Below are 17,876 nucleotides of genomic sequence, written 5' to 3' on the forward strand. Positions count from 1 at the left end.
GGAATGGGCACACGGAATTTCTTTCCCGAATGCCAAGTGCCTAATGCCAAGTGCCTCTTTTCACGCTGAAAATCGGTGTTGGCAGTGGGCAAATCCCGTGATAGTCTTTTGGTATGAGCACAACTGCAACCCCCACCCCCACGTCCAAACCCGCGTTCGAAATGCCCCCGATGTCGGCCGAGCACAAGGCGACCGAAGCCGTCGCGAAGAAGCTAACCGAAATGATCGGAGCGAGAAAGAACCTCGATGCGATCAAGGAGCTCTACGCGGACAACGCCAAGCACATCGAAGTCATGGGCGGCCCCGGATGCGACCGCATCACCGAGGGCAAGTCGACTCTGCTGCAGAAGGCGCAGCAGTTCCACGACAGCATCACGATCCACGGGCACACGGTTGGCAAGCCGCTGGTGAACGGGGATCAATTCCTGCTGCCGATGAGCCTCGACAGCACGTTCAACGAAGGCCCCATGAAAGGCATGCGGATGAACATGCAGGAGACGGCGCTCTACACCGTCAAGAACGGGAAGATCAGCGAGGCGAAGTTCTTCTACCCGGGCTGCGGCATGGACGAGAAATAGGAGAAGGCACTAGGCACTGGGCAGTCGGAAAACGCGAAGACATCACAGCGCCGGGACAGGCCGGCGCACAACAATTCGTGTCGTTCTGATCAACCCCGTTCGCGGGGTCCTTGGGCCGTGCGTCGCACGGCCTTCTTATTTCACCGCGAGTGATTTGTCCGGGTCGGCGTAGACGGTGGGCTTGCCGTACGAGTTTTCTTCGCGAACGAGGTCGAGATCGGTCGTGCCGTTGAGTCCGCGCGGAAAATCGCGAGCGGTCACGATCGAAGCGTGGCCATCGGCGAAGGCGACGTTTGCCGCGCCACCTCCCGCGCCCGGGTGGCGATAGCCGACGCGGCAGTTGGTGGTTCCGACTTTGTTGTCGCGCTGGCGACCGGCGTAAACGCCATCGGCGGTCGCAATCAAGGACGAAGGCCGCTTGAGCGCGGAGAAGCGCGTGTGCTTGATGAATTTGCCGTCCGCGGCAGGACCGTATCCGACCGAGCCGGTGAAGAATTCATCGTCAACGATGGTGGCCACCTGACTGCCGATCGGGTTGTTCGCGTTGATCCAGTACGAGACGCGGATGATTCGGTTGAAGCCGCGCTCGGGAATCAGCACGGGAGAATTCTTCGAACCGGTCCGCATGTTGGGCCAATCCATCCAGCCTTTGGGGAGCTGCTGATCCGTTCCGGTCTGGCCGGTGGCCATGCCTTCGACATCGATCGTTTCGGGGCAGTAGAAAACAGTCGCCTTGGTTTGGACGCCGCCGGCGATGTAGCCGTCGCGATCGAGGATCGGCGCCCAACCGTCGCACGGGTTGACGCCGGTGGTGTCGGACATGTTGTACGACGGGATGACAATTTCCTTGTTATCTCCGGCGTACGCGTGCATGCCGATCGCGGATTGCCGCTGGGAATTGAGGCAGACGGTGGCGCGTGCGGCCCTTCGTGCCGCGGCGAGTGCGGGGAGCAGGATGCCGATCAGCGTCGCGATGATCGCGATCACGATCAGGAGTTCGATAAGGGTGAAGGCACGTCGGTGCTCGCGTTTCTGCATGCGGGAAGCTTACAAGGAATGCGGTACAATGTTGCGACCGGCGCGCACGCGGCGTTCATGATCGGATAATTGTGAGCGTCGTGTGAAGGGGCGCGCGGACCGGTGAGCGGCTCGTGCAAGGGACGGGAGCAAAGCGATGAAGTTGAAGAATGTGTGGAAAGCACCGGTGCTCGCGATGCTTGGCGCTGGAATGGCCGTCGCGCAGACGACACCCGGAAAGCCGAGCGCTCCGAAAGCGCCGGACGCTCCGGCTTCGAACGCTCCTGCTCCCAGCAGTCCGGCCAACGGCACCCCCACCAACGGCACCCCCACCAGCGGCACCCCCACCAACAACACGCCCACCAACAACACGCCGCACAATCGGCCCGGCCCTTCGAATCCGCCTGGTGCTACAAACCCGACAAACGGACAGGTTCCCGGAACGACCACACCGACCGGACCGGGCTCGACAACACCCCAGAATCGGCCGACCACGCCTACAACCGGGCCGGTCGTGACGCCTGAGGCCGGAATGCAGGGAGCGCCGCCGGAATGGCCAAAGGTCACGCAGGGTCCGTACATCACCACCTCGGTGCCGAAGGACTGGCTGCTGCAAATCATCGTCGATCTTTCGAGCAACGGCAGCATCAATCCGGCGCTCTGGGTGCAGAGCAGCACGCCGTTTGTGTTCGACTCCATGACGATGGTTTTTCCGATCGTCGCGAATGCGAGCAACTCTCAGGTGAACATTTCGGGTGTTCGAAGTTGGCTGCGATTCGAAGGACACGATGTCATGACGGGCGGTTTCGCGAAGGAGTGGACGGCGGAGAATCCGGCGCCGGTTCTCCTCCGAACCATGGCCAACGGTCAGCTTTATCCGGCGGGCGTGATGCTGGGCAAGTGGTACTGGGAAAAGCAGAACACGCAGACAAAGACGGTTCAGTTGATGATCGAGATTCCGTCGACTTCGACGCGCACCTTCATCGACGACGCGGGCGCGTGCAAAGTGGAGTGGCCGAAGGGCCCGTGGCCGGAGATTGCCGCGGCGTGCTTCCAGCCGCAGATGTTCATCGATTGCGGGATCGACCCCGTGACGTACGAGATGAAGATGTACAACATGAAGCCGGTCCAGGACGCCGTGCGCGAATGGACCAACGGCAACCCGAAGGCCGTGACGCCTCACAAGCTGGCGAAGTATCTGACGCACAAAGTGGTGCACGGGATGATCCCGGGCCGACCCGATATTTACTGGGGGACGCTGCCCCAGTCGATCCTGGGCCTTGATCTGCTCGGCGCGCCGCTGGCTTTGCAGACCAGGCAGATCGGCGTGAAGGACATGGGAACGGTGCTCGTCGCGTGCATGCGCGAGGCGGGATTGCCCGCGCGACTGGTGTACGGCTATCAGGCGATGCAGGACGTCTCGGACGGGAACTCGCTCGTTCACTTTGCGAGCAACGACCGGTTCCGTTGCTGGGTTGAGTATTGCCTCTACGACGAAGCGAAGAAGACGGTCAACTGGGTACCGATCGACTATCAGCAGTTCCGATTCACCTCGAACGCGATGGGCAACCTCGATGAACCGTGGAATTACATCGGAACCCTGACGTATGCGGATTCGATGGTCCCCGTCGCGCTGCAGGCTTTCCCCCCCACGACCGTGATGGGCTACGGCTATCCGGCGTTGTGGGGCTGGGTGCTCATGCCCGGCGTGCCTGTGAATCTCGGGCAGCAGGTGACAGTGAGCACGAGCCGCGCGGGTACCTCGCCCCAGAACGCGAAGAAGAACCAGGGCGAGAGCAACAACCCGCCGAACCAGGTGCGGTGAACGGCTCGCTTTGTTGTTCAGCTTCGCCGCGCGACTTGCGGACGAAGCGCTGTGCTATTTGAGTGTGTTCGACTCGGGCAAAGGCAAGAACGTGTAATCGTCGGTCGTGTTTGTGATCCCCGGCGGAACTCGCACCCGCATGCGCGCGTGCATATCGACGTAGAGCAGGTTCGCCTCGATGTGGGAAGGGTGATACCAGATGCTGCCGCGGTCGCCGCCGGATTGAAAGTTGTAGATCGGGTGCGTGCCGATCATCCATGTTTTTCCGGTGTCACCGACGAAGGGCATCGGGCCGCCGTCGCCGGTGTCGGTGCGCGGCACGAGCGTCGGTACCTCATCGCCTTCGAGCGCGTGATCGTTGAGCGTGTAGCTGGAGCCGACGAGTTCGTAGTAGGACTCGGTCGAGTCGAATCCGGGAATAGGAACGCCGGTGTTTCGCGCGCCGCGATCGAGAGGCGAGCGGAACGCGTCGAGCTCGAATCGAGGTTCGCCCTTGATCGCGGGCTTCAAGTCGAGCGATACGACGTACTTGTTGAGCGGTCGCTTGTCGGCGCCGGTGGTGTTGATGCCGTAGAAGGGAAGCGTGCCGCTGGTGCCCCCGAAGAGTGCGCCGATGACGGCGGTGCCGCCGGCGGGGAGTGCGCCCTTTGTTTGAGGCAGCGTGTCGCGGAAATCGTTGAAGTAGAGCGTGACGCCCACGCCGATCTGCTTGAGCTTGGAGAGGCAGGCGAGCGAGCGCCCCGTGAGGCGGGCCTGTGCAAGACCGGGAAGCAGCACGCCGATCAGGACCGCGATCACGGCGATGACGACAAGGAGTTCGATAAGGGTGAAGGCGCGGCGCACGCAGAAGCGTATTCCGGGTTTTTGCCGCCCCGGCGTGACGCTTCTATTTGTCCGCGAGCGGATTGCGGAAGTGCTTGTCCTGCACGGGCGCAACGGCTTCGAGAACTTTGCAGAGCACGTTGGCGGGTGCGCCGACGGCGTTCACTTCGGTGACGAGATTCTTCGGGTAGAAATCCAGTACCGGGAAGGTGTCGCGCTCATAGACGTCCCAGCGCCGGCGGATCACTTCTTCGCGCGCATCGTCGGGGCGGTTTTCCTTGAGTGCGCGCCGGGCGAGGCGCTTGATCATCTCTTCCTTGTCCTCGCACTTGAGATGAACGATGCGCAGCACATTGATGTACTTGTGCATGAGGCGCGCCTGCGCGACGTTGCGGGGCAGGCCGTCAAGAATGAGCAGATCGGCGCGGGGCTTGTAGATCGAGAGCGTGGTGTACGCGTGGATGGTCTGGGACCAGAGCCGGATGACGACGTCGTCGGGAACCAGTTCGCCGCGGGATGAATAGGAGAAAAAGATCTTGCCGATGTCGGAGTTGATGTCGATGTTGCGGAACATCTCGCCCGTCGACATGTGGAAGAAGCCGGGGATCGTCGAGAGGATCTTGCCCTGGGTCCCCTTGCCGGCGCCCGGTGCGCCGAAGAGGAGAATGGTCTGGTAGCGGTCGTCGGCCATGAGGTTTTCCGTCTCAAGAGCGCAAGAATGACAACGCCCCGGATGGGGGGGTCGAAAGTGTAATCGGATTGCCGGCGGCGGGCCTTGGGGACGGGGCGGCCTGGAAACGAAAAACCCCGCAATTCGGCGGGGTTTGCGCGTCCGGAAGCGCTTACATCGGAACTCCCGACGTTGCCCAGCGCGAGTGTGGCACGGCGGCATTCTCCGATTCGTGGAGTGTGAGCAGCGCCGAGATCAGACCTGCCGGAGGAATCGCAAGTCGTTCTCGAAGAGCAGCCTGATGTCGGGAATTGAATAGCGCCCCATCGCGATTCGCTCGATGCCGAATCCGAACGCGAACCCGGTCCATTCCTCGGGATCGATGCCGCAGTGTTCGAGCACGGCCGGATCGACCATACCGCAGCCGCCGAGTTCGATCCAGCGTGCGGGCTGATCGGGACGGAGCCGGATCTTCATGTCGAGTTCGGCGCTCGGCTCGGTAAAGGGGAAGTACGAAGGCCGCAGACGAACCTCGGCATCCTCACCGAAATAGGCCCGCGCGAATTGCAGGAGTGTGGTCTTGAGATCGATCATCGAAACACCGCGATCGAGGTAGAGGCCCTCGATCTGATGGAACATAAACGAGTGCGTCGCGTCGACCGTGTCGGGCCGGTAGACGCGCCCGGGCGAGATGATCTTGATCGGGCGGGTCAGTTTGCCCCCGCCTTCCTTGACGGCGGCTTCCATCACGCGCACCTGCACGGTCGAAGTCTGCGAACGGATCATGCGCGGGCGCGCGGTCGTGCGCGGGTCATCGACGTAGAAATTGTCCGCGGGGTCGCGCGCGGGGTGGCCGGCCGGGATGTTGAGCTTGATGAAGTTGTGCTCGTCATCTTCGAGCTCGGGCCCCTCGGCGACTTCAAAACCCATGCGTCCGAAGACTTCGCAGAGTTCGTCGATCACGCGCGTGATGATGTGCGCGCGGCCCATCGACTGGCTCGAAACAAAACCGGGTTCGGTCATGTCCAGCCGCTGCACGTGCGCCGATGCGGCGGTCGCGATCTGAGCCTTCTTTTCTTCGAACGCCTGCTCGAGCGCCGCCTTGACTTGATTCATCCTCGCGCCGACGGCGGGCTTCTGCTCCTTCGGCACGTCCTTGAACCCGGCCATCGCGGCCTTGAGCTTGCCGCTGCCGGCGAGATACGCCAGGCGCCAATTCTCGAGCGCGTCGGCGGAGGTCGTCGCACCGAGTTCGGCGAGGCCGTTCCTTTCGAGTGATTCGATCAGGTCGAGCATTGGGCGGGATGGTAGGGAGAAGAGAAGTAGGTCCTATGGAAATGCACGAGGCTCACCGATTGGTGAGCCTCGCAACAAACATTTGCTTCTGTGGCGTTCTCAGCCCTTCGCTTCGCCCTTGTCCTTGCGGACCTTGGCGGCAAAAGCGGTGCGCTTGTCGGCGATGCGCCGGCGGGTGCTCGGCTTGCCGCCGATTTCCGGCCCCTCTTCGTTGCCGACGAGCTGGAGCACGCAGAGTTCCGCGGCATCGCCGATGCGATGGCGTCCGAGCTTCACGATGCGGGTGTAGCCACCCGGCCGATCGGTGAAGCGGGGCGCGACGCGCTCGAAGATGTGCTTCACGAGCTTGGGAGCTTTGCGCAGTTCACCGTAGCGGTTGCGCTCGACTTCTTCCGACTTGGGCAGATCGAAGAAGCCCTCGCGGAATTCGCGGAGGTTCTTGACGTGCTCCTTCTCGGCTTCGCTGGCGTTCTTCGGCAAGTACATCCACTCGAAGGCGAGGCGATCGTGCCCGAGCTTCGAGATCACGCGGCGACGGGAGGCGAGGTCGCCCTTCTTCGCGTCGGTGATGATCTTCTCGACAAAGGGCTGGACGGCCTTGGCCTTGGGAATCGTGGTGGTAATCTGGCCGTGCTCGAAGAGCGACGCGGCCATATTGCGCAGCATCGAGTCGCGGTGCGATGATGTGCGGGTGAGACGGGATCCGGCGCGACGGTGGCGCATGACGCAAACTCCAGACAGGGCCGAGCGGCCGAATGCCGCACGGTTCAGGGCCGAAATACTAGGCTGGACCGCCGAAAAACTCAATTTCGACGGGCTTTGAAGCCAAGTTCTGAAGCAAAGGGCGGGCATTTCTGCCCGCCCTGAGGAAATGCAAAGGGGAACACCGCCCAGAAGGGCGGTGCCACGATCAGGCGGGGATCTCGGGCTGCTTGACCACGAAGCCCTCGGGCAACGTCATGCCGAGGTCGAGGCCGATGTCCTGCAGCTTGCGCTTCACTTCGCGGAGACTGGTGCGCCCGAACGAACGGAGCTTGAGGAGCGTGCCGTCGGTCTGAGTGACCAACTGGGCGACCGTGTCGATGCGGGCCGACTCCAGGCAGTTGCTGGCGCGGACCGAAAGCTCGAGCTCGTTGGTGCTCATGTTGAGCTTGCGGATGAGTTCCTCGTCCACGCTCGCGGCGGCAGCGGCCTCTTCGCTCACCGTGTCCGGTCCGAGCTCGAAATACTGCACGAACGGGTTGAGGTGCTTGCGGAGAATCTTGGCGGCCTCGACCATCGCCATCTCGGGCGTAACCGTGCCGTTGGTCCAGATCTCGAGCGTGAGCTTGTCGTAGTCGGTGCGCTGTCCGACGCGGGCGTCCTCGACCTTGTAGCGCACGCGCTGCACGGGGCTGTAGATCGCGTCGATCGGGATGATGCCGATTTCCTGATCCTCTTCCTGCGCCGCGATCTGCTCGCTGGCCGGGACATAGCCCCGCCCGCGGCCGACGGTGAGCTCCATCTCGAAATCGACCTTCTCGGTGAGGGTCGCGATCACGAGTTCCTTGTTGACGATCGTCACGGCGGTATCGGCTTCGATCATGTCGGCCGTGATCTCGCCGGGGCCGCGGGCCGCGAGGCGCATGGTCTTGGACTCATCGCCTTCGAGCTTCACGACGAGGTTCTTGACGTTGAGGACCAGATCGGTCGCGTCTTCCATTACGCCGGGGATGCTCGAGAACTCGTGCGGCGCACCCTTCACCTTGATCTGCGTCACGGCGGCGCCTTCGAGGCTGCTGAGAAGAACGCGCCGGAGGCTGTTGCCGACGGTCGTGCCGAAGCCGCGCTCGAACGGCTCGATCACAAAGCGGCCGTAGACGCTGCTGTTGAAGCGAGAGTCGGCGCCGATACGAGTGGGAAGTTCCAATCCACGCCAGCGGAATCGCATGTTCTGAATCTCCGAATCAGGCGGCAGGGACAAGGAAACGAGAGCGAAATCGCCCGTGTCTCCGAACTGACTGTCGCGAAACCCGCCGATTCACGAGGAACGAGAGAAGCTGCCGCGCTTCTCATCGCCTCTTCTGCTCGAGGGAAGCGACACGATTTCGAGAAAGCGTTGCGTGCTCCTTCGAGCATGCAACGTGAAGTGCATTAGACGCGACGGCGCTTCGCGGGGCGACAGCCGTTGTGGGGAACAGGCGTGTGATCTTCGATCGCCGAGACGCGGAGGCCGGTCGAAACCAGCCCGTTCACGGCCGACTCGCGTCCCGCGCCCGAGCCGCGGATACGAATCTCGACTTCGCTCATGCCCATCTTGCGGACCTTCTGGCCGCAGGTTTCAGCGGCGCGGGTCGCGGCGAACGGGGTGCTCTTGCGGGCGCCCTTGAAGCCGATCGTGCCGGCCGAATCCCACGCGACGGTCTCGCCGTTGGCGTCGGTGATGGTGATGAGCGTGTTGTTCTGCGTCGCCTTGATGTGAGCGATGCCACGGACGACGTTCTTCCTGACTTTACCCTTCTTCGACATGCAATCCTCCGCGGATCATCCGACACGAAGTGTCGTCCCCGCTGTGCTAGATGTAAAACCCGATTAGGCCTTGGCCTTGACGCCCTTCTTGCCGGCGACGGTCTTCTTCTTGCCCTTGCGGGTGCGAGCATTCGACTGCGTGCGCTGGCCGCGGACCGGAAGGCCCTTGCGGTGACGCTCGCCCCGATAGCTGCGGATGTCCTTCAAGCGCTGGATGTTCTGCTGCACCTGGCGGCGGAGCGCACCCTCGACGAGATAGTTCGCGTCGATGATGGCGTTGATCTGCGCGAGCTGGGTCTCGGGGACTTCGCGAGCCCGCGTGTCGCCGTTCACGCCGGCTTCATCGAGGATGGCCTTGGCGAAGCGCGGACCGATCCCGTGGATGTACTGGATCGCGTAGAGCATCTTCTTGTTGTCGGGCACGTCAACGCCGGCGATACGGGGCATCGGAACTCCTCGCTGCTTCGCGGTTGTTGCCGCGAACGGAACCGGCGCGTGGCGCCGGGATGGACTAAACGATCAGCCCTGCACCTGCTTGTGCTTGGGCTCTGCCTTGCAAATCACGCGCACCTTGCCTTTGCGGCGGACAACCTGACACTGGTTGCAAATGCGACGAACGCTCGCTTTAACCTTCATGAGACACCCATTCCTGCTTGCTTGTTCGACACCGGTCCGGTTCGAGCCGGCCCGGGCCGAAATACTAGGCCACAGCCCCGTGAAAGTCAGCCTTTCCGGGGGGTGGAAACTGTTCGGGAACCGATCAATTTGAACCGGTAGAGCCGGGCGAGATGCCGGACATACCGGATTTGCTCCTTCAGGCTCAGCTTGCTCTCCCCCCGCTTGCGATCGGCGAAGTGGATCGGAACCTCGCGGTGGACACGGAAGGGCCCCTTGACCAGCATTTCGAGGGCGATCTTGTAGCCGATCGGGTTGAGGTCGCGCGAGGCCCGAAAGTCTTCCGAGCGCATCGCGAAGAAACCCGACATGGGGTCGGACAGCTTTGTGAGCGGGCGGGCGAGCAGCGTGGCAAAAAGACTGTTGATGCGGCGGAAAAGGGTCCACGCGGCATCGGTGCTGCCGCCCGCGATGTATCGCGAACCGATGACAAAGTCGGCGCCGCGTTCGAGCTCCGTGATCATCGCGGGAATGGACTCGGGCGGATGGCTGAGATCGGCGTCCATGACCACGATGTGCGTGCCGCGGGCGAGGTGGCAACCGGCGATCACGGCGGACGAAAGCCCGCGCTCGGTCGTGCGGACGTGCAAACGGACGTTGTCTCGCGCGAGATTTCGGACGGCCTCATCCGTTCCGTCGTTGCTGTTGTCGTCGACGATGATAACTTCAGAATCCGGAACCGCGCATTCGATGCGTTCCACGAGTTCCTGGATGTTGGACGCTTCGCGGAATGTGGGAACGACGACGGATACGCGCGGGGTTAAGACGGGTGCGCCTGCCGGCATCGCTGCACTCTTCGGAGGGGCCTCGACCATGACGCGGGATTCCGGGGCTTTGCGATGTGAATCTGATCGAGCGAGACGCACCATCACGATCGGACGGTCAATGCCGGAACGTGATGCGTGCCTTCGAAAGGTCGTACGGGCTCATCTCGACGGTGACCTTGTCGCCGGGGAGGATGCGGATGTAGTTCATGCGCATTTTGCCGGAGACATACGCCAGTACTTCCGTCTTCTGCTCATTGGGCAGGCGAACCTTGAACATCGCGTTCGGAAGCGCTTCGGTGACCTCGGCCTCGAACGTGAACTTGTCGTCCTGCTTACCCATGAAACTCCCTGCGTGCTCGGAACCGGATCAACTTTGCCTCAACCTCGCGGGCCGTGGAACTTGGGGCCGCCCTCTTCGCCCTCGGACAGGAACCCGGCGTAGTTCCGCATGAGCAACTGGGCTTCCACCTTCTGGAGGAAATCCATGCAGACCGAAACCACGATGAGCAAACCGGTGCCGCCCAGGAACTGCGTGACCGTCGGCGGAACTCCGAACGCCTTGTTCACAACGACCGGCAGAATCGCGATCACCGAAAGGAACGCGGCGCCGACAAAGGTCACCCGCGTGATGACCGTTTCGAGATACTCGGCCGTGCGCGGCCCCGGACGCAACCCGGGAATGAACGAACCGTGTTCTTTGAGCTGCTTGCTCATGTCCTGCGGATTGAATTGCACGGTGATCCAGAAGTAGCTGAAGAAATAGACCATCACGATGTAGAGGACGACGTACAGATACTCTCCCTGCGTGAAATTGATCGCGAGGAACTGCGAGAGGTGATAGAAGAAGCCCTGCGATGAACCCGTGCGGTTCAGGTAGGCGTTGACATACTCGTGAATCCATGCGAACAGAACGCTCGGGAACATCATGAGCGAGCTGGCGAAGATGATCGGCATCACGCCGCCGTGATTGATGCGAAGGGGCAGATAGCTCTTCTGCCCGCCGAAGACGCGCCGGCCGCGCGTGTGCTTGGCCTGCTGCACGGGGATGCGCCGCTGCGCGATGGTCATCAAGACCGAGCCGCCCACGACGACCAGGAAGCCGAGACAGAGCATGATGAGGCCCATCCAGCCCATCTTGTCCGAGTTGCCCGGATCGAAGTTTTTGTTCGCGTCGAGAAGCGCTTGCGGCATCCCGGCGAGGATGCCCGCCATGATGATCATCGACACGCCGTTACCGATTCCGAATCGATCGATCTGCTCGCCGATCCACATCAGGAAGATCGTGCCCGCGGTCAGCGTCGCGACGGCCATCGTCCACCAGAGGCCGCTGTTGACATATTGCGGCATGATGAAATCCTGCGAGCGCAGGTACCCGATCCAACCCGCCGCCTGCACGATGCAGAGCGCGACCGTGACGTAGCGAGTCCACTCCATGACTTTCTGGCGACCCGTCGGTCCTTCTTCCTGCAACTTTTTGAGCCGGGGAGAGACCGTGGCGACGAGCTGAAAGATGATGCCCGCCGTGATGTACGGCATCACGCCGAGACCGAAGATGGTCGAGTGAGAGAGCGATCCTCCGGAAAACATGGTGACGAAATCGGCGACGCGACCGAACGCGCTGCTGCTCTCGGAAGCGCTCTTCATCATCTTCGCGAGCGCTTCCTGGTTGATTCCCGGCAGGGGGATCCAGTGCCCGATGCGGAAGACCAGGAGCATCGCGAAGGTGAACAGGATCTTGTTTCGAAGATCCCGAATCGAAAAGATGTTGTTGAGAGTGGCGAACATTCGTGGCTCGAGTTGGGCTGAGTGAATCGAAGAAGCCAAGTGTATTCCGCGCGATGCGGAATGTGCGGAAACAAATGACCCCGCGTCATTTCACGCGGGGCCGGGGAGGAACATTGGGAACTCTGAGGGTCACTCGGCGGCGGGCGGCTTCTTGGAAGCGCCCTTGTCCGCGCCCTTCTCTTCGGCCTTGGCCGGTTTCGCGGCCTTGGCGTCCTTGGTCGCTTCCTCATCACCCTCTTCGTCCGAAACCTTCTTGGGCTTGGAGGACCGCTTGAGTTTCTTGGTCAGGTTCTTTGGCGTGCGATCCTCGCTGGTCAGATCGATGCCGCGGACCTTGTCGCGACGCGTGCCGGTCTGCTTGACGCTGCCGCCGGCCTGGGTGATGAGCTGCGCAGCTTTGTCGGAGACTCGAGCCGCTTCAACGGTGAGCTTGACCTTGAGGCCCTCATCGCCGACGGCGCCGAGAATCTTGAGATCGCGGCTGTCGTCGCGGACAAGGCCCGCTTCCTGCAGCGACTTGATGTTCACCGTGCCGCCCTTGGCAAACGACGGGTGAGCGACGATCTCGCGCAGGTTTACGATCCAGAAGTGGGTGCGGAAAGCGGCGTTGGTGAAGCCGAACTTCGCCAGTCGCCGGAAATACGGCATCTGGCCGCCTTCGAAGCTGCGCTTCGCGGAGTAACCAGAGCGCGAGCTCGCGCCCTTCTGGCCGCGGCCCGACTGCTTGCCGTGGCCGGAGCCTTCGCCGCGACCGACGCGCTTGCGCTTTTTGTAGCGTCCGGCTTTGGCTGTAATGTCGTGGATCATCATGGGAGAAACCCTCTCGGAAATGCTCTTTGAATCGTTCAGTTCTGGGGTGCGCCGCCGCCCGAAGCTCCGTCACCTGCCGGCGCGCTCTGGCCGCCGTCGCGACCGGCATCACGGCCGGCCCGTCCGCCTCGACCGCCTCGGCCACCACCACCCCCACGTCCGCCTCGACGTTCCTGGCCGATGGTGTTGACGGGGCCCTTCATCTTCTCGCCCTTGGCGGTCGAAACAAAGGCCTTGCCCTTTTCGATCTTCTTTTCGATTTCGGTGGTGTCGATCTTCACGCCGCGTGCGTCCGCGACTTCCTCACGCTTGCGGAGGCGATCGATCCCGTCGAAGCAGGCCTTGACGATGTTGAACGAGTTGGTGTTGCCGTAGCACTTGGTGAGACAGTCGGTGATGCCGGCCATTTCGAGGATGGCGCGGATGGTCGATCCGGCGACGACGCCGGTTCCCGGCGAAGCCGGGATCAGACGGACTTTGGAGGCGCCGAACTTTCCTTCGACTTCGTGCGGGAGCGTGCGGCCGGCCATCGGCACATCCGACATGGCACGCTTGGCGTACTTCTGGGCCTTCTCGACCGCCTGCGGCACTTCGTTGCTCTTGCCGTAGCCAAAGCCGACGCGACCCTTGCGATCGCCGACGACCACGAGCGCGCCGAAGCTGAAGCGCCGGCCGCCCTTCACCGTGGCCGACGTGCGGAAGACGCCGACGGTCGTGGACTCGATTGAACTTGCTTCGTCAAGAATCTCGGGCATGGGTTGGGTCCTAGTCAGCTTTCAGCGATCGGTATTCAGCAATCAAAGGTAAATCAGAATTTGAGTCCGGCCTTGCGGGCGGCGTCGGCGAGAGCCTTCACGCGACCGTGGAAACGGAAGCCGGAGCGATCGAACACGACGGTGGTCACGCCCTTGCCCTTGGCGCGCTCGGCGAGGAGCGTGCCGACGGCTTCGGCGGCCTTGGCGTTCCCGGTCTTCTCGGTCTTCACCGATTTGTCGGTGGTCGAAGCGGCGACAATCGTGCGACCGGACAGATCGTCGATGATCTGGGCGTACATGTGGTTGAGCGACTTGTAGATGCTCAGGCGCGGCTGCTGCGTCGTGCCCGAGATCCGTTTGCGCAGGCCGATCCGCCGACGCGTCCGACGAACCTGCTTGTTGACTTGCTTGTTCATGACTGGTTCTTTCGCTCTTTAGTCTTTGACGTGACGGATCAGGCTCCGAACTGCTTGCCCTGCTTGCGCTTGATAGTTTCTTCGGCGTACTTGATGCCCTTGCCGTTGTAGGGTTCGGGCTTGCGCTTGGCCCGCATGGCCGAAGCAAACTGACCGACAAGCTGGCGCGAAACGCCGGAAACCTTGATCGGGGTGAGTTCACCGACCTGCTTTTCGACGACCACGGTAAGCCCCTCGGGGACCGGCATCAGGATCGCGTTCGCCATACCGACGGTGAGCTTGAGGTTCTTGCCGGCGAGCGACGCGGTCCAGCCCGTACCGACGACCTGCATCGTTTTCTCGTAGCCCTTGGTGACGCCTTCGATCATGTTGCGAACGAGCGCACGAGTGGTGCCCCACTGCGCCTTCGCGTCGGCGTCGTTCTCATCCTTGCTGTTCGCGAGCGAAACGCTGATCGCTTTCTCGCTCTCGGACCAAGCGACCTTCACCTTGGGGTGGACGACGAGCTTGTCCTTGCCCTTGGGGCCCTGGAGTTCGACCGTGTTGCCGCTGACGGAGACCTTGACTCCGGCGGGAACTTCAATGGGTTTTTTTCCGATACGGGACATGGTCAGGGCTCCTTGGCGTGTTGCTCGCGGATGTTGTTCCGGCTTCCGCCAGTTGGGTGCTGGGTGGGGGTTACTCGATGGTGCAGAGAAGTTCGCCGCCGATGCGCTGCTCGCGGGCCATGCGGTCGCTGAGCACGCCCTTGCTGGTGGAAACGATGGCGATGCCAAGGCCCTGCATGGGCTTGGGGAGAAGGTCCACGCCTCGGTACATGCGCCGGCCGGGCTTGCTCATGCGCTCGAGGGAGTGCATGAGCGGGTCGCCGCCGGTGGTGTACTTGAGGCGGATCTTGATCAGGCCCTGCCGTCCGTCCTCGATCACATCAAAGCCTTCGATATAGCCCTCGTCCTTGAGGACGTTGGCGATGCCGCGGCAGACCTTGCTGTTGAGGCAAGTGACGGCCTTGGCCTTGATGTGGACCGCGTTCCGGATCCGGGTGAGCATGTCCGCGATGGGGTCGCCGATGGACATCGTGAATACCTCTTTCGTGCCCGCGTGGGGGGCTTACCAACTGCTTACCAACTGGCCTTGCGCATGCCCGGGATTTTGCCTTCCAGGGCGAGTTTGCGGAGCATGATGCGTGAGATGCGGAACTTGCGATAGACGCCGCGGGCGCGGCCGGTCAGTTCGCAGCGACGCACGGTGCGGGTGCTGAACTTGGGAGTGCGACGGCTTTTGGCCATCTGTGCCTTGGTCGTCATTTACTTGCCCTCCGGCTTCTTGAACGGCATGCCGAGCTGCTCGAGAACGAAGCGGCTGCGGTCCTTGTTGGAGCGGGCGAAACAGACGTTGATGTTCATGCCGTGGGTGAACTGCGCCTCGGCCATGTTGATCTCGGGGAAGACGCCCTGTTCGGTGACGCCGGTGGCGTAGTTGCCCTGGCGGTCGAACGCGGTGTCGGAGAGCCCGCGGAAGTCCTTGATACGGGGCGTCGCGAGGTTGATGAATCGATCAAGGAAGTGCCACATCCGGTCGCGCCGGATCGTGACCATCGCCGACGACTCGTAGCCCGCACGGAGCTTGAAGTTCGCGACGCTCTTCTTGGCCTTCACGACGACGGGCTTCTGGCCGGTGACCTTGGTCAGAGTCTCGATGACCTGAGCCTTGATGTGCGGCGGGATCTTCGTGCCCTCGATGTGGCGACCCATGTTGACGTTCAGCACGATCTTCTCGAGCTTGGGCATCGCCATCGGGTTCTTGATGCCGAACTTCTCGGCAACCTTCGAGCGGACTTCCTGCTCGAAGCGAACCTTCAGGCGCGGCGGCGTCTTCGGGCCGGTTTCGGCCGGGACGTCGTCGTACTTGCCCTTTTTCGAGCCGCCGTCCTTGGGCTTCGAGCCTTGCGGCCTTCCGCCCTGGGGCTTTTGCTGTTTCTGTTTGTCTTGATCGCTGGACATGGTGGTTCTCGTGATCGCTCTGGATTAGTGCGGCTTCTTGGTCTTCTGGCGACCGCCCTTGTGAAGGACGGAAAGCTCCGCGCCGCCCTTGACCGCGACGCGCACTTTGGAACCGTCGGACTTGGTGACGAAACGGACGCGCGTCGGCTTGCCTTCAGCGACGGGGCTCACATTGGAAATGTGGATCGGCGCCTCGCGCTGAACGACGCCGCCCTGCGGGGCCGCCTGCGTCGGCCTCATGTGCTTGACGCGGAGATTCACGCCCTTGATGTAAACGCGGCTGTGCTTGACATCGACGCGGACGACTTCGCCGGTCTGGCCCTTGGCCGAACCGGAGCGGACGAAGACGGTGTCACCTTTTCGAACGTGTGCGGGCATGTCAGACCACCTCCGTCGCGAGCGAGACAATCTTCATGTAGTTCTTCTCGCGGAGTTCACGGGCGACGGGTCCGAAGATGCGCGTGCCCTTGGGGTTGCCGTCGTCCTGGATGAGGACCACGGCGTTGGAATCGAACTTGACGTACGAACCGTCGGCGCGACGTGTGGGCTTGGTCGTGCGGACCACGACGGCCTTGGACTTATCGCCTTCCTTGACGTCCGAGCCGGCGAGAGCGCGCTTGATCGAAACGAACACGCGGTCGCCGACGTTGGCGATGCGCCGCGTGAAGGCGCCGGAGGCGGTCGAGCCGCCGTAGACACGGATCACGTAGGCGATCTTGGCGCCCGAGTTGTCCGCGACTTCGCATCGTGTTTCTTGCTGGAGCATGGTTGGGTCTTCTTGGCTGGTGTGCGATGTGGCCGGTGCGGACTCAGACGATTTCCTTGGCGCTGGCGAGGGCGGTGGCGGCGGCGCTGCGGCGCTCGACGATCCGGACCAGACGCCAGAACTTGGTCTTGCTCATGGGGCGGCACTGCGCGACCTCGACCAGATCACCGAGCTTGCTCTCGTTGTTCTCGTCGTGGATGTGGAGCACGGTGCGCTGACGGACGTACTTGCCGTACTTGGGGTGCATCGCCTGGTACGCGATCACGACCTTGCGCGTCTTGTCGCGCTTGTCGGATTCGACGACGCCGATCTTGGTTCCCTTGAGCGACGTGGCCTCGGGCTGAGCGGCGGGCTTTGCGGTTTTGGAAGTGCTGGTGGGCATTCGTGTCTTTCCCTTGGCGGGAGGTGCGGAAATCGACTGGTCTTATCTGGTCTTACTTCTTGGCTGCGGATTGACGGGCTCGGAGTTCGGTGTTGATGCGGGCGATGTTGCGGCGGGTCTTCGAGAACTGGCTGGTGTCCTTGACCTTTTCGGTCACGGTCTGCGAGCGCAGATCGAAGAGCTTCTTCTGAAGGCTGGCGAGCTCGTCTTTGAGCTGCTGATCCTGGAACTTCTTGACATCGAGCGATTCAGACTTCATGGCTTGATTCCAACTTGCTCTTGAACTTCTTGCTCTTCAAATTCTGCTCTTCTATCTCTCGATCACACGCGGACGCGGCGGCCGACAAAGCGGGTCTTCACGGGCATCTTCATCGCGACGCGCACGAACGCGAGCTTGGCGGTCGCTTCCGGAACGCCGGCGATCTCGAAGAGCACCGTGCCGGGCTTGATGCGGGCCGCCCAGTACTCGACTTCGGCCTTTCCGGTTCCCATTCGCGTCTCGAGCGGCTTCTTGCTGATCGGCTTGTCCGGGAAGACGCGGATGAACAGCTTGCCTTCGCGCTTGAGAAAGTGCTGCGCCGCGACGCGACCGGCCTCGATCACGTTTCCGGGAAGCCACGCGCCGTCGAGCGATTGCAGACCGTAATCGCCATACGCGACGTAGTTGCCCTTCGTCGCCTTGCGATCGCGGATGCGACGCTGCTCTTTGCGGTACTTCACTCGTTTGGGCATCAAGGCCATTTGCGGAACTCCAAATCGAAAAGCGGAAAACGAGAAGCGGACAACAAACCGGAAAACCTC

The 17,876-nt window shown here is 62.2% G+C and carries 26 protein-coding genes; 2 read left to right on the forward strand and 24 right to left on the reverse strand.

Annotated elements, in window-relative coordinates; all coding sequences use genetic code 11:
• The first annotated feature begins 113 nt into the window (after positions 1-113).
• A complete protein-coding gene (locus tag KF691_10465; protein MBX3389862.1) occupies positions 114-578 on the forward strand; it encodes a nuclear transport factor 2 family protein in 465 nt (154 codons plus the stop codon).
• Between the two features lie 135 nt (positions 579-713).
• On the opposite strand, the gene KF691_10470 is transcribed toward KF691_10465, so the two are convergent.
• Positions 714-1,616 carry a prepilin-type N-terminal cleavage/methylation domain-containing protein gene (locus tag KF691_10470; protein ID MBX3389863.1) on the reverse strand — a complete coding sequence of 301 codons (903 nt, stop codon included), beginning with the start codon at positions 1,614-1,616 and terminating at the stop codon, positions 714-716.
• 136 nt (positions 1,617-1,752) lie between these two features.
• Between KF691_10470 and KF691_10475 the strand changes: the two genes are divergently transcribed.
• Complete coding sequence (locus KF691_10475; GenBank protein ID MBX3389864.1) at positions 1,753-3,420, forward strand: transglutaminase domain-containing protein; 1,668 nt, start codon at positions 1,753-1,755, stop codon at positions 3,418-3,420.
• A gap of 54 nt (positions 3,421-3,474) precedes the next feature.
• On the opposite strand, the gene KF691_10480 is transcribed toward KF691_10475, so the two are convergent.
• The 23 genes from KF691_10480 to rplP all read right to left on the reverse strand — a co-directional run bounded on the left by KF691_10480 (position 3,475) and on the right by rplP (position 17,816).
• Positions 3,475-4,263 carry a prepilin-type N-terminal cleavage/methylation domain-containing protein gene (locus tag KF691_10480; protein MBX3389865.1) on the reverse strand — a complete coding sequence of 263 codons (789 nt, stop codon included), beginning with the start codon at positions 4,261-4,263 and terminating at the stop codon, positions 3,475-3,477.
• Between the two features lie 43 nt (positions 4,264-4,306).
• On the reverse strand, positions 4,307-4,933 hold the full coding sequence (locus KF691_10485; protein ID MBX3389866.1) for a nucleoside monophosphate kinase: 627 nt from the start codon (positions 4,931-4,933) through the stop codon (positions 4,307-4,309).
• A gap of 234 nt (positions 4,934-5,167) precedes the next feature.
• Entirely contained in the window at positions 5,168-6,208 is a 1,041-nt protein-coding gene (gene pheS / locus KF691_10490) for a phenylalanine--tRNA ligase subunit alpha (protein MBX3389867.1), read from the reverse strand.
• 99 nt (positions 6,209-6,307) lie between these two features.
• Positions 6,308-6,931, reverse strand: coding sequence for a 50S ribosomal protein L17 (rplQ, locus tag KF691_10495; GenBank protein MBX3389868.1), 624 nt, complete (start codon positions 6,929-6,931; stop codon positions 6,308-6,310).
• Positions 6,932-7,118: 187 nt separating this feature from the next.
• Entirely contained in the window at positions 7,119-8,138 is a 1,020-nt protein-coding gene (locus KF691_10500) for a DNA-directed RNA polymerase subunit alpha (protein ID MBX3389869.1), read from the reverse strand.
• 203 nt (positions 8,139-8,341) lie between these two features.
• Positions 8,342-8,716 carry a 30S ribosomal protein S11 gene (gene rpsK, locus KF691_10505; protein ID MBX3389870.1) on the reverse strand — a complete coding sequence of 125 codons (375 nt, stop codon included), beginning with the start codon at positions 8,714-8,716 and terminating at the stop codon, positions 8,342-8,344.
• 63 nt (positions 8,717-8,779) lie between these two features.
• Entirely contained in the window at positions 8,780-9,163 is a 384-nt protein-coding gene (rpsM, locus tag KF691_10510) for a 30S ribosomal protein S13 (GenBank protein MBX3389871.1), read from the reverse strand.
• 72 nt (positions 9,164-9,235) lie between these two features.
• Positions 9,236-9,352, reverse strand: coding sequence for a 50S ribosomal protein L36 (gene rpmJ / locus KF691_10515; GenBank protein ID MBX3389872.1), 117 nt, complete (start codon positions 9,350-9,352; stop codon positions 9,236-9,238).
• Between the two features lie 86 nt (positions 9,353-9,438).
• Positions 9,439-10,176, reverse strand: a complete 738-nt coding sequence (locus KF691_10520) for a polyprenol monophosphomannose synthase (protein ID MBX3389873.1) — start codon at positions 10,174-10,176, stop codon at positions 9,439-9,441.
• Between the two features lie 97 nt (positions 10,177-10,273).
• Complete coding sequence (infA, locus tag KF691_10525) at positions 10,274-10,498, reverse strand: translation initiation factor IF-1 (GenBank protein MBX3389874.1); 225 nt, start codon at positions 10,496-10,498, stop codon at positions 10,274-10,276.
• 38 nt (positions 10,499-10,536) lie between these two features.
• Positions 10,537-11,943 carry a preprotein translocase subunit SecY gene (secY, locus tag KF691_10530; GenBank protein ID MBX3389875.1) on the reverse strand — a complete coding sequence of 469 codons (1,407 nt, stop codon included), beginning with the start codon at positions 11,941-11,943 and terminating at the stop codon, positions 10,537-10,539.
• A 129-nt stretch (positions 11,944-12,072) separates the two neighbouring features.
• The gene (gene rplO / locus KF691_10535; protein MBX3389876.1) at positions 12,073-12,753 is read right to left on the reverse strand and encodes a 50S ribosomal protein L15; all 681 of its coding nucleotides are present in this window, start codon (positions 12,751-12,753) and stop codon (positions 12,073-12,075) included.
• Positions 12,754-12,788: 35 nt separating this feature from the next.
• The gene (gene rpsE, locus KF691_10540; GenBank protein ID MBX3389877.1) at positions 12,789-13,508 is read right to left on the reverse strand and encodes a 30S ribosomal protein S5; all 720 of its coding nucleotides are present in this window, start codon (positions 13,506-13,508) and stop codon (positions 12,789-12,791) included.
• 53 nt (positions 13,509-13,561) lie between these two features.
• On the reverse strand, positions 13,562-13,924 hold the full coding sequence (rplR, locus tag KF691_10545) for a 50S ribosomal protein L18 (protein ID MBX3389878.1): 363 nt from the start codon (positions 13,922-13,924) through the stop codon (positions 13,562-13,564).
• A 38-nt stretch (positions 13,925-13,962) separates the two neighbouring features.
• The gene (gene rplF, locus KF691_10550) at positions 13,963-14,532 is read right to left on the reverse strand and encodes a 50S ribosomal protein L6 (GenBank protein MBX3389879.1); all 570 of its coding nucleotides are present in this window, start codon (positions 14,530-14,532) and stop codon (positions 13,963-13,965) included.
• Positions 14,533-14,602: 70 nt separating this feature from the next.
• Positions 14,603-15,001 carry a 30S ribosomal protein S8 gene (rpsH, locus tag KF691_10555; GenBank protein ID MBX3389880.1) on the reverse strand — a complete coding sequence of 133 codons (399 nt, stop codon included), beginning with the start codon at positions 14,999-15,001 and terminating at the stop codon, positions 14,603-14,605.
• A gap of 44 nt (positions 15,002-15,045) precedes the next feature.
• A complete protein-coding gene (locus KF691_10560) occupies positions 15,046-15,231 on the reverse strand; it encodes a type Z 30S ribosomal protein S14 (protein ID MBX3389881.1) in 186 nt (61 codons plus the stop codon).
• Complete coding sequence (gene rplE / locus KF691_10565) at positions 15,232-15,927, reverse strand: 50S ribosomal protein L5 (GenBank protein MBX3389882.1); 696 nt, start codon at positions 15,925-15,927, stop codon at positions 15,232-15,234.
• 24 nt (positions 15,928-15,951) lie between these two features.
• Complete coding sequence (rplX, locus tag KF691_10570) at positions 15,952-16,305, reverse strand: 50S ribosomal protein L24 (GenBank protein ID MBX3389883.1); 354 nt, start codon at positions 16,303-16,305, stop codon at positions 15,952-15,954.
• 1 nt (position 16,306) lies between these two features.
• Positions 16,307-16,693 (reverse strand): 50S ribosomal protein L14, encoded by a 387-nt coding sequence (gene rplN, locus KF691_10575; protein ID MBX3389884.1) that lies wholly within the window; start codon positions 16,691-16,693, stop codon positions 16,307-16,309.
• Positions 16,694-16,736: 43 nt separating this feature from the next.
• Positions 16,737-17,075 carry a 30S ribosomal protein S17 gene (rpsQ, locus tag KF691_10580; GenBank protein MBX3389885.1) on the reverse strand — a complete coding sequence of 113 codons (339 nt, stop codon included), beginning with the start codon at positions 17,073-17,075 and terminating at the stop codon, positions 16,737-16,739.
• A gap of 52 nt (positions 17,076-17,127) precedes the next feature.
• The gene (rpmC, locus tag KF691_10585) at positions 17,128-17,334 is read right to left on the reverse strand and encodes a 50S ribosomal protein L29 (GenBank protein MBX3389886.1); all 207 of its coding nucleotides are present in this window, start codon (positions 17,332-17,334) and stop codon (positions 17,128-17,130) included.
• A 62-nt stretch (positions 17,335-17,396) separates the two neighbouring features.
• Positions 17,397-17,816, reverse strand: a complete 420-nt coding sequence (rplP, locus tag KF691_10590; GenBank protein MBX3389887.1) for a 50S ribosomal protein L16 — start codon at positions 17,814-17,816, stop codon at positions 17,397-17,399.
• Positions 17,817-17,876: the final 60 nt, after the last annotated feature.

Source organism: Phycisphaeraceae bacterium (assembly GCA_019636555.1).
Taxonomy (GTDB): Bacteria; Planctomycetota; Phycisphaerae; order Phycisphaerales; family UBA1924; genus JAFEBO01.

Bases quoted from the DNA above. Each gene is read 5' to 3' on its own strand.
- KF691_10465 (MBX3389862.1), top strand. From the start codon at position 114: ATGAGCACAACTGCAACCCCCACCCCCACGTCCAAACCCGCGTTCGAA.
- KF691_10470 (MBX3389863.1), bottom strand. From the start codon at position 1,616: ATGCAGAAACGCGAGCACCGACGTGCCTTCACCCTTATCGAACTCCTG.
- KF691_10475 (MBX3389864.1), top strand. From the start codon at position 1,753: ATGAAGTTGAAGAATGTGTGGAAAGCACCGGTGCTCGCGATGCTTGGC.
- KF691_10485 (MBX3389866.1), bottom strand. From the start codon at position 4,933: ATGGCCGACGACCGCTACCAGACCATTCTCCTCTTCGGCGCACCGGGC.
- pheS (MBX3389867.1), bottom strand. From the start codon at position 6,208: ATGCTCGACCTGATCGAATCACTCGAAAGGAACGGCCTCGCCGAACTC.
- rplQ (MBX3389868.1), bottom strand. From the start codon at position 6,931: ATGCGCCACCGTCGCGCCGGATCCCGTCTCACCCGCACATCATCGCAC.
- KF691_10500 (MBX3389869.1), bottom strand. From the start codon at position 8,138: ATGCGATTCCGCTGGCGTGGATTGGAACTTCCCACTCGTATCGGCGCC.
- rpsK (MBX3389870.1), bottom strand. From the start codon at position 8,716: ATGTCGAAGAAGGGTAAAGTCAGGAAGAACGTCGTCCGTGGCATCGCT.
- rpsM (MBX3389871.1), bottom strand. From the start codon at position 9,163: ATGCCCCGTATCGCCGGCGTTGACGTGCCCGACAACAAGAAGATGCTC.
- rpmJ (MBX3389872.1), bottom strand. From the start codon at position 9,352: ATGAAGGTTAAAGCGAGCGTTCGTCGCATTTGCAACCAGTGTCAGGTT.
- KF691_10520 (MBX3389873.1), bottom strand. From the start codon at position 10,176: ATGCCGGCAGGCGCACCCGTCTTAACCCCGCGCGTATCCGTCGTCGTT.
- infA (MBX3389874.1), bottom strand. From the start codon at position 10,498: ATGGGTAAGCAGGACGACAAGTTCACGTTCGAGGCCGAGGTCACCGAA.
- secY (MBX3389875.1), bottom strand. From the start codon at position 11,943: ATGTTCGCCACTCTCAACAACATCTTTTCGATTCGGGATCTTCGAAAC.
- rplO (MBX3389876.1), bottom strand. From the start codon at position 12,753: ATGATGATCCACGACATTACAGCCAAAGCCGGACGCTACAAAAAGCGC.
- rpsE (MBX3389877.1), bottom strand. From the start codon at position 13,508: ATGCCCGAGATTCTTGACGAAGCAAGTTCAATCGAGTCCACGACCGTC.
- rplR (MBX3389878.1), bottom strand. From the start codon at position 13,924: ATGAACAAGCAAGTCAACAAGCAGGTTCGTCGGACGCGTCGGCGGATC.
- rplF (MBX3389879.1), bottom strand. From the start codon at position 14,532: ATGTCCCGTATCGGAAAAAAACCCATTGAAGTTCCCGCCGGAGTCAAG.
- rpsH (MBX3389880.1), bottom strand. From the start codon at position 15,001: ATGTCCATCGGCGACCCCATCGCGGACATGCTCACCCGGATCCGGAAC.
- KF691_10560 (MBX3389881.1), bottom strand. From the start codon at position 15,231: ATGACGACCAAGGCACAGATGGCCAAAAGCCGTCGCACTCCCAAGTTC.
- rplE (MBX3389882.1), bottom strand. From the start codon at position 15,927: ATGTCCAGCGATCAAGACAAACAGAAACAGCAAAAGCCCCAGGGCGGA.
- rplX (MBX3389883.1), bottom strand. From the start codon at position 16,305: ATGCCCGCACACGTTCGAAAAGGTGACACCGTCTTCGTCCGCTCCGGT.
- rplN (MBX3389884.1), bottom strand. From the start codon at position 16,693: ATGCTCCAGCAAGAAACACGATGCGAAGTCGCGGACAACTCGGGCGCC.
- rpsQ (MBX3389885.1), bottom strand. From the start codon at position 17,075: ATGCCCACCAGCACTTCCAAAACCGCAAAGCCCGCCGCTCAGCCCGAG.
- rpmC (MBX3389886.1), bottom strand. From the start codon at position 17,334: ATGAAGTCTGAATCGCTCGATGTCAAGAAGTTCCAGGATCAGCAGCTC.
- rplP (MBX3389887.1), bottom strand. From the start codon at position 17,816: ATGGCCTTGATGCCCAAACGAGTGAAGTACCGCAAAGAGCAGCGTCGC.